Here is an 8,728-nt window from a genome sequence, read left to right on the forward strand (position 1 = left end):
TGGAGCAGATGATGACGACGTTGTCGAGCCGGTCGCGCATCACCTCGAGCTCGAATTCCTTCCAGCCGATGACGCTTTCCTCGACGAGCACCTCGTGAACCGGGCTGATCGACAGCCCGTACTGGATCATCCGCCGGTACTCTTCGAGGTTGTAGGCGATGCCGCCGCCCTTGCCGCCCAGCGTGTACGCAGGACGCAGGATGAGCGGGAAGGGGAGCTCGTCGAGCGTCCGCATCGCCTCTTCCTCGGTCCGAACGATGGCGCTCTTGGGAACCTCCAAACCGATGTTGCGCATCGCCTCTTTGAAGAGCTCGCGGCTCTCCGCCTTGCGAATGGCGTGGAGCTTCGCGCCGATGAGTTCGACGTTGTAGCGGTCGAGGACTCCGGCTTCGGCGAGCTCGACGGCGAGGTTGAGCGCGGTCTGTCCGCCGAGCGTTGGAAGCAGCGCCTGGGGGCGTTCGGCGGCGATGATCCGCTCGATGACCTGCCACGTGAGGGGCTCAATGTAGGTTCGGTCGGCGAGCTCCGGGTCCGTCATGATCGTCGCCGGGTTGTTGTTGATGAGGACGATCTCGTAGCCCTCTTCGCGGAGGGCTTTGCAGGCTTGCGTGCCGGAGTAGTCGAACTCGCACGCCTGCCCGATGACGATGGGCCCGGAGCCGATGATGAGGATCTTCGAGATGTCCGTTCGTTTCGGCATGTCGCCTTCCGCCTCCGTCCCGCTGTTCGTGTCCGTGACTTCGCAGAGCCGTGGTTCTAGCGCTTCTTGAGCGTGACGCCGACCCCGGTACCGTCCATGTTCAGGAAGAGCGTCTCCAGCGCGGGATTCGTCGTGATCGCCTCGACGTATCGTGGGTCCGCCTGGCTGCGATTCATGTTGTGCGCGATGACCAGCCCGCCGGGGCGCACGAGGGGCAGGAGCTTGTTCAGGTAGTCGATGTAGCCCTCTTTGTCAGCGTCCAGGAAGATGATGTCGATGGGCTCCTTGAGCTTCGTCACCTGCTCGTGGGCGTCACCCTCGACGACCGTCACACGGTCGCTGACGCCAGCCTTCTCAAAGTTGCCACGGGCGACGGCGATGCGCTCCGGGTCGATCTCGTAGGTCGTCAGCTTGCCGCCGGTCTTGCGAAGCGCCAGGCAGAACCAGATACCGGAATAGCCGCTCGACGTGCCGAGCTCGACGACGTGCTGCGCGTTGGATGTTTCAGCCAGCAGGCGCAGAAGTCGCCCGTCCTCACGCGGAACGCTCTGGTACTGCCGTCCGCTTGGTTCCAGCGCCTCCAGAACTGTCAAAATGCGCTTCTCGTCGTCGTCCTTGGGCAGCGGCGAGCTGGCGAACGAGAGCTCGCTCCGGCGCTGTCCCTGGGCGACGAACGCCGCTGCAACGCCGAGCAGCGCGACCGCTGCGACGGCGATGATGGCTTTCCGCGTCATGCTTCAGTCCTCTCCAATTCGACGCGCCGAGCGTCTGTACACGTAGCCGTCCTTGCGAGCCGTTAGTGCGATCTCCATCGTTCGGACGATCATCACCCTATCGTTGGACTTCGCGGAGGGGATATGACCCGTTCAGCTCAAAGAGTCGTTTCAACTTCGTATCGAGTTCGACCATGAGACGTTCCGGCAGTTCGCCGAGTTCACGTTGAATGAGACCAGATGTTACCGTCATCAAACGGTGCAGTCGCAGAATGGACGTCACACGCAGCCCAGTGACGGCAAAATCCTCGACAGCTTCTTCGATGAGGATGTCGCTGTCGAGAAACAGCGGAGGAACCCGACTCGACACGAACGCGACGACGACGTGCCGATGCTCCCCGACGAACTCCGTTAGACAGACTGCCGGACGGACCTTCGTCGCCGACAAGTCGTCAAACGGGAACGGAAGAAGGAGGATTCTACCCTTCATCATCAAAGGGTTTCCCGTCGGTTCGGGTGTAGATATCCTCTTCCGGAGCGTCGAGAAACGCGAACGACGGACTCGTCATCGCAGTTCGTAGCCAGATAAGCTCGTCATCGAGCTCGTCGTCGGCGACCGCCCAGGCAACGCGTACCGTCACCTTCTCCCCTTCGGGCAACTCACACGGCACGTCTACGTGAACGTAGCCATCCTTGCCGACCGTCAGTTCGATCTCCATCGTTCGGATGCTCATCGCTTCACCCTTTGGCATGATGCACAGAAACAGGACGCGCGGGCATTCGCAGCGCCCACAACAGGAGCATCGCTACCAGCGCCAGCGACGCGCCGAACAGGAACGCGACGTGAACCCCGAACGTCTGCCACAGATAGCCCATCAGCAGGCTCGACGGTAGCGCGGCGATCCCGATGGCGAACCCGTAGATGCCGTACGCCGTGCTCCGCAGCTCCGACGGAACCAGGTCGGCGATGAGCGCCTTCTCGGTTCCCTCGGTCAGTCCAAAGTAGATGCCATACGCCGCAAAGAGCGCCCACGCGTGCCAAACCGACGTCGCGTAGGCGAATCCTGCGTAGATGAGCGCGTAGACCGCCCACCCGACCTGGATCGCCCGTTTCCTGCCGACGCGGTCCGACCACGCGCTGCCGGGAACCGAGCTGAGGCTCTTCACGATATGCAGCGCCACCCATAGGATGGGAACCCACACCGCCGAGATGCCCAGATCGTTCGCGCGGAGGATCAGGAACATGTCGCTGGAGTTGCCCAGCGTGAAGAGGATGAGCACGACGAGGAACGCCTTGAACGTCCCGCTGAACCCCCGCAGCGACAGGCTCAGCCCGTTCCGCTTGCCGCCGCCGGACGGAGCGACCTCGCGCACGAGGAACAGCAGCGTCAGCACGGCGAGGACGGCAGGGATCGTCGCCGCCCAGAAGACGAGCCGGTAGGTATTCGCCGAGACGCCTGCGCCGTCGCCCCGGAAGACGGTCTGCAGGAGCGCGAAGGCGATCAGAGGTCCGACGACCGCGCCCGTGTGATCCATCGCGCGGTGGAACCCGAACGCCCTGCCCCGGATCGACGGGTCGGACGAGTCGGCGATGAGGGCGTCGCGGGGCGCCCCCCGGAATCCCTTGCCGACTCGGTCGGCGAACCGCACGACGAGGACGTGCCACGGCGCGGCGGCGAGCGCCATCAAGGGACGCGTCGCGCTCGACAGTCCGTAGCCCGCCAGGACGACCGCCTTCCGCTTGCCGAGCCGATCCGACAGCCACCCGGCGATGAGCTTGAGCAGGCTCGCCGTCGTCTCGGCGATGCTCTCGATCAGGCCGACGAAGAGGGGTCCCGCGCCGATCGCCGTGAGGAACAGCGGCAGCAGCGGATAGACGATCTCCGTACTGGCATCGGTGAAGAGGCTCACCAACCCCAGCGCGATGACGTTCCGCGACAGTTTGGCTCGTCGAGCCGTGCTTTCAGCGCTCATTCACCATCATCTCCCGGAACTTGGTGAACAGGTAGGTGGGGTCGTGGGGTCCCGGCGACGCTTCCGGGTGGTACTGAACCGAAAAGAGCGGCACTTCGCGGTGCTCAATCCCCTCGACGGTGTCATCGTTCAGGTTCACATGGGTCAGCTCGACCGGCACGCCCTTGAGCGAGTCGATATCGACGGCGAACCCGTGGTTCTGCGCGGTGATCTCGACTTGCCCCGTGTCGAGCCGCTTGACGGGCTGATTGGAGCCGTGGTGCCCGAACTTCAGCTTGTAGGTCTTGCCGCCCAGCGCCAAACCGATGAGCTGGTGCCCGAGGCAGATCCCGAAGATGGGCTTCTTCCCCATCAACTGGCGGATGTTGTCGATGGCGTAGGTGGCCGGCTCGGGATCGCCGGGTCCGTTCGAGAGGAAGACGCCGTCGGGCTCCATCGCCAGAACCGTCTCGGCGGGCGTCTGCGCTGGGACGACGACGACATCGCAGCCGTGGTGCGTCAACTGCCGCAGAATGTTGTGCTTGATCCCGTAGTCATAGGCGACGACGCGGAACCGCCCGGATTCCGTCCCGGCTGACGCCCCCGCGAAGTCGAGCGTGAGCTGCGGGTCTTGCGACGAGGCGTTCCGCTTCGCCCACGCCATCGGGTCCGAGTCGTCCTGCTTCCATTCATAGACGGCTCCGCAGGTGACGCCCTTCACCAGGTCGCGCCCGACCATGCTCGGCGAGGCGAGCGCCCGACGGACGAGCTCTTCATGGTCGCTCGTCTCCGTGGAGAGGACGCCGCGCATGACGCCCCACGTGCGGAGCCGCCGCGTCAGGGCCCGCGTGTCGATGCCCTGGATGCCCAGGACGCCGTACTCTTCGAGGTACCGCCCCAAACCCTTCTTCGCCCGCCAGTTGCTGAAATACTCGCTGTATTCGCGGACGACGAAGCCCTCGACCTGGACGGCGTGCGACTCGACATCCTCCTCGGCGATGCCGTAGTTCCCGATGAGCGGGTAGGTCATCACGACGATCTGCCCGGAGTAGGACGGGTCGGTGAGCACTTCCTGATAGCCGGTCATGCTCGTATTGAAGATGACCTCGCCGGTCTTTTCGCCGGGCGCGCCGAAGGCTTCTCCCTCGAAGACGGTTCCGTCCTCCAGAGCTAGGTACGCTTTCATCCGTGGCTCCTCATGAACCGAGACGAGGTTCCGCCTCCGAGCGAAGGAACGTCCGCCGGCCTCGATGGAGCGTCAGCAAGGTCCAGGAGCGGAGCGTCTGCCCCAGGAAGGGCGTGTTCCGGCTCTTCGAGTAGATGCGCTCGCGGGTGATTTCCAGTTCGAGCTCCGGCTCGATGACGGTCAGATCGCCGGGCTCTCCCGCAGCCAGCGAGGGAACGCGCACGCCGAGGGCTTCCGCCGGTCCGACGGTGAGCTTCCGCACGGCGTCCAGAGGGCTCAAGACCTGCTTGCGGACCAGGTGCGTCCACACGAGCGGCACGCAGACCTCCAAGCCGATGATCCCGAAGGGCGCGCGGAGCATCCCCTCCGCCTTCTCTTCGGCGGAATGGGGCGCGTGGTCGGTGGCGATGACGTCGAGCGTGCCGTCGGCGAGTCCTTCCGTGACCGCTTTCGCGTCGGCGGCGGTTCTCAACGGCGGGTTCATCTTGGCGTTGGAACCGTGTTCGCGCACCGCCTCGTGGGTCAGGGCGAAGTAGTGGGGGCAGGTCTCGGCGGTCACGCGGACACCGCGAGCCTTCGCGTTGCGGATCAGAGAGACGCCCCGAGTCGTCGTCACGTGGAGGATGTGGATGCGCGCTCCGGTCTCCTCGGCAAGAGTCAGATCGCGCTCGATAATCGTCTCCTCGGCGAGCGGCGGTAGACCGGGCAGTTCCAGCGACCGCGACACCTCGCCGGGATGCATGACGCCCGCTCGGACCAGCATCGGGTCCTCGCAGTGGAGCAGAACCGCGAAGCCCATCCGCGAAGCGTCTCGGAAGAGGGTTCGCATGATCCGCGTGTCGGTGACCGTCTTGCCGTCGTCGGAGAAGCCCACCGCGCCGGCGTCGAGAAGCGCTTGCCGGTCGGTCGCCTCCTGTCCTCGGAGCTCCTTCGTGATCGCGGCGATGGGATAGACGGTCGTCGATGCCTCGCGCGAAGCGACGTCGAGCACGTAGCGCACGCGATCCGGTGTGTCCAGCGGCGGCGCGGTGTTCGCCATGCACGCGACGGCGGTGAACCCTCCGGCGGCAGCGGCTCGCGTTCCTGTGGCGATGGATTCCTTGTGCCGCTGACCCGGGTCGCGCAGGTGGACGTGGACATCGAGCAGGCCGGGCGCGACGACGCACCCTCCGGCGTCGAAGACCTGCTCCTCGCCGGGCGGCAGGTTCTCGCCGATCTCGGCGACTACGCCGTCGCGTATCCGCACATCGACGAAGGCGTCGGTCTCCGACTTCGGATCGAGGACGCGCCCGCTTCGGATGAGCCAGTTCGTGCTCACGACGGGGACTCCTCGAGGATGGCGACGCGGTCTTCGCCGTCTTCTTCGGAGACGGAGACGGCGACCGTTTCGCGCTTGGAGGTCGGGATGTTCTTGCCGACGTAGTCGGCGGCGATGGGCAGCTCGCGATGGCCCCGGTCGACAAGGACGGCGAGCTGGATGGAGTCGGGTCTGCCGAAGTCCATCAGGGCGTCCAGCGCGGCGCGGACAGAGCGGCCCGTGTAGAGCACGTCATCGACGAGGACGACGCGCATCTCGTCGATGGCGAAGGGGATGTCCGTGCGGTTGACGGTGACCTTGCGCTCGAAGAGATTGAGGTCGTCGCGGTAGAGGGTGATGTCCATCGCGCCGACGGGGATGCGGACGTTCTCGATGCGTTCGATCTGGTCGGCGATGCGGCTTCCGATGATGTCGCCGCGCGAGCGGATGCCGACGATGGCAAGCTGTTCGACGCCCTTGTTCCGCTCGCAGATTTCGTGGGCGATGCGCGTGATGGCTCGGCGCATCTCGTCGGCGGACATGATTTGGGCTTTTTCGCGCTGTGTCTTGGACACCGTCAGAACTCCTTGGATCGGGTCGCGATGAGGCGGGCGCGGAGCTCATCCAGAAGCTCGCTGACGAGGGGAAAAGCATCGACGTCGCGGAAGTTCCAGACGTTGCGCCAGAAGTCCTCCAAGCCTCGGGCTCCGGCGCGTTCGTATTCCCAGGCTTGGAGGAGCATTTCGAGCTTGTCGGCGACTCGGACGACGAGGCTTTCGGGGGTCTCGCGGGCTTCGTATTCCTGCCAGATGTCGCGGTACTGGTCACCGAGGCCGCCGAGGGGCTCCAGCAGGTAGCGGGCGGCGCTCTCCTCGGCGGCGGCCTTCTCCGACTCCGGCAGGTGTGCGAGCGCCGGGAAGGGGATGTCGCCGATGCGCGCTTCGGCGATCTCGTGGAGGAGCGCCATGCGGAGGATGCGTTCGGCGTCGAGGTCGTAGCCGCGTCCTCGGAGGGCATCGGCGAGCATCATGGCGGCGAAGGAGGTTCGGAAGCAGTGATCGGCGATGCTCTCGCCGTCGCGGATGCCACGCAGACGCCAACCCGTGCGAGGAAGGTTCTTCAGCGCTTCGAGGGAATGGAGAAGGTCGAGGATGCGGGCAGCGTCCGGGAGCGGCGGGCGCTCAGGAGCCATCGCGAGAGCCTCTCACGTGTCGAAGCGTCGTTTCGACAGCGTGAAAGCTAGAATGACGCACAGATGCCGTCTCAGGGAGGGTCGGTCTGTGCGTTCCTTTCCAGCCTCACGGGGTCTGGTTAAAAGGCGCTGGCATGTCGCGGGTCGTCCAACCCGCCGAGAACATGTTAAATCGTGCCGGGCTCGTTTTCAAGGGATGCAATCCGACGTCACGGCATGAGATCGGACAGAGCCTGATCGTGTAGACTTCCTTGCCGCATGGGGTCGTGCGATGCCGCTCCGTGCGACCACTACTACACAAGGGCGCGGTTCGGGTGAACCTGGCAGGCAAGTGGAAGCCAGATTACGATCGCCGCTGTGCGGAAGGTCGGGTACGGGCTCTACAAGAGGCGATTTGCCGGGAATCGCTGCGTCACGGCTCCAGGAAGTCTCCGAGGCGCTCTCGCAGTCGCTCGCGCGCCTTGAACAGACGCCACCGGATCGTCCGCGCGTTCGAGCCGACAATCGCGGCGATCTGCTCGTGCTTCATCCCGTCCTGTTCGTGGAGCAGGAACGCGACGCGCCAGTCGTCGGGCAGGTCGTTCAGTGCGCGTTGGAACTGGGCGCGGAGGTCGCTCCACGTCGCCGCTTGGTCGGGCGTCATCGAGCTCGCCGGTGCGTCGTCGGCGGTTCCCAACTCGTCGAACCGGACGCGCGCCCGACGCCGCAGATGGTCGCGGCAGAGGTTCGCGACGATCCGCGACAGCCACCGGTCGAACCGCGTGCCGATTCGATAGCGCCCCAGCCGCTCGAAGGCACGCACGAAGCCGTCTTGCGACAGGTCGCGCGCGTCTTCCGTGTTCCCGACGTACCGGAACGCCAGCCGGATCATCGGCTCACGGTAGCGCCGGACGAGTCCGGCGAACGCCTCGCGGTCGCCCTCGAGCGTTGCGCGGACGAACTCATCGTCGGTGGGCGTCGCGGGCGTCGGTTCGTTGCGCATCGTTCTCGCCCCGCCTAGAATGCTTCCGAGCCTGCTAGCGTGCGCCTGCTCTGGTTCGGCGAGACGTCGATTACCTGAAACGGCGGACGTTCGACGCAGTTGACGATGCTCGCCTGACTCAGAGGGGGATGCCGTGATCGCTGCTCTTGCCGCGCTCTTCGCCTGTGCCGCCATCGTGAGCGCGTCCGAAGTGTCGGAGCGCCTGCTGTTCGAGGAGCGGTTTGAAGACACCGACTGGGCGTCGCGCGGCTGGTACGATGGTCCTCGCATGGAGATCGACCGATCCGAGCACGGGCCCGAGGGCTCCGCCTCTTGTCTCTGGCGATGGCGGCAGGCTGGCGACATCGGAACCGTCGGCGGCGGCGGGCGCGTCCGTATCGAACCGGTCGAGAGCGTCACGCTCAGCTTCCTCATCAAGCACAGCGACGATTGGGCGTGGACGGGCGTCAACTGGCATCCGCACGAGTTCCACTTCATCACGGACGCCAACGACCCCTTCGTCGGACCCGCCTACACGCACCTCACCTTCTACGTCGAGGCGGTCAACGGCGTGCCGCGCGTCGCCATCCAAGACGGACGGAACATCGACGAGAGCCGTCTCCGGCAGACCCTCGTCGGCGTCACGGAACGCCGCGCCGTCGCCGGATGCAACGGCGACTCCGACGGCTACGGCGACGGGACCTGCTACCGCTCCGGCGACGTCCA

The 8,728-nt window shown here is 65.4% G+C and carries 10 protein-coding genes; all 10 read right to left on the bottom strand.

Going from position 1 to position 8,728, the window contains the following annotated elements; all coding sequences use genetic code 11:
• Nucleotides 1–700, bottom strand: a 700-nt coding sequence (gene carB / locus FJZ36_16485; GenBank protein MBM3216497.1) for a carbamoyl phosphate synthase large subunit, incomplete at its 3' end; no start/stop codon positions are given.
• A gap of 56 nt (nt 701–756) precedes the next feature.
• Nucleotides 757–1,434 carry an O-methyltransferase gene (locus FJZ36_16490; protein ID MBM3216498.1) on the bottom strand — a complete coding sequence of 226 codons (678 nt, stop codon included), beginning with the start codon at nt 1,432–1,434 and terminating at the stop codon, nt 757–759.
• 97 nt (nt 1,435–1,531) lie between these two features.
• A complete protein-coding gene (locus tag FJZ36_16495) occupies nt 1,532–1,906 on the bottom strand; it encodes a type II toxin-antitoxin system PemK/MazF family toxin (GenBank protein ID MBM3216499.1) in 375 nt (124 codons plus the stop codon).
• Nucleotides 1,893–2,132 (bottom strand): hypothetical protein, encoded by a 240-nt coding sequence (locus tag FJZ36_16500; GenBank protein ID MBM3216500.1) that lies wholly within the window; start codon nt 2,130–2,132, stop codon nt 1,893–1,895. The genes FJZ36_16495 and FJZ36_16500 overlap by 14 nt, the downstream gene beginning before the upstream one ends.
• Nucleotides 2,133–2,151: 19 nt before the next feature.
• Complete coding sequence (locus tag FJZ36_16505; protein ID MBM3216501.1) at nt 2,152–3,387, bottom strand: MFS transporter; 1,236 nt, start codon at nt 3,385–3,387, stop codon at nt 2,152–2,154.
• Nucleotides 3,377–4,552, bottom strand: a complete 1,176-nt coding sequence (carA, locus tag FJZ36_16510) for a glutamine-hydrolyzing carbamoyl-phosphate synthase small subunit (protein ID MBM3216502.1) — start codon at nt 4,550–4,552, stop codon at nt 3,377–3,379. Before carA ends, FJZ36_16505 begins: the two co-directional genes overlap by 11 nt.
• Nucleotides 4,553–4,562: 10 nt before the next feature.
• Complete coding sequence (locus FJZ36_16515; protein ID MBM3216503.1) at nt 4,563–5,870, bottom strand: dihydroorotase; 1,308 nt, start codon at nt 5,868–5,870, stop codon at nt 4,563–4,565.
• A complete protein-coding gene (gene pyrR, locus FJZ36_16520; GenBank protein MBM3216504.1) occupies nt 5,867–6,391 on the bottom strand; it encodes a bifunctional pyr operon transcriptional regulator/uracil phosphoribosyltransferase PyrR in 525 nt (174 codons plus the stop codon). The genes FJZ36_16515 and pyrR overlap by 4 nt, the downstream gene beginning before the upstream one ends.
• A gap of 35 nt (nt 6,392–6,426) precedes the next feature.
• Nucleotides 6,427–7,041: an HD family hydrolase gene (locus FJZ36_16525; GenBank protein MBM3216505.1), complete on the bottom strand. Its 615-nt coding sequence runs from the start codon at nt 7,039–7,041 to the stop codon at nt 6,427–6,429.
• Between the two features lie 412 nt (nt 7,042–7,453).
• The gene (locus FJZ36_16530) at nt 7,454–8,512 is read right to left on the bottom strand and encodes a sigma-70 family RNA polymerase sigma factor (protein MBM3216506.1); all 1,059 of its coding nucleotides are present in this window, start codon (nt 8,510–8,512) and stop codon (nt 7,454–7,456) included.
• Nucleotides 8,513–8,728 lie beyond the last annotated feature (216 nt).

This window comes from Candidatus Poribacteria bacterium (assembly GCA_016866785.1).
Taxonomy (GTDB): domain Bacteria; phylum Poribacteria; class WGA-4E.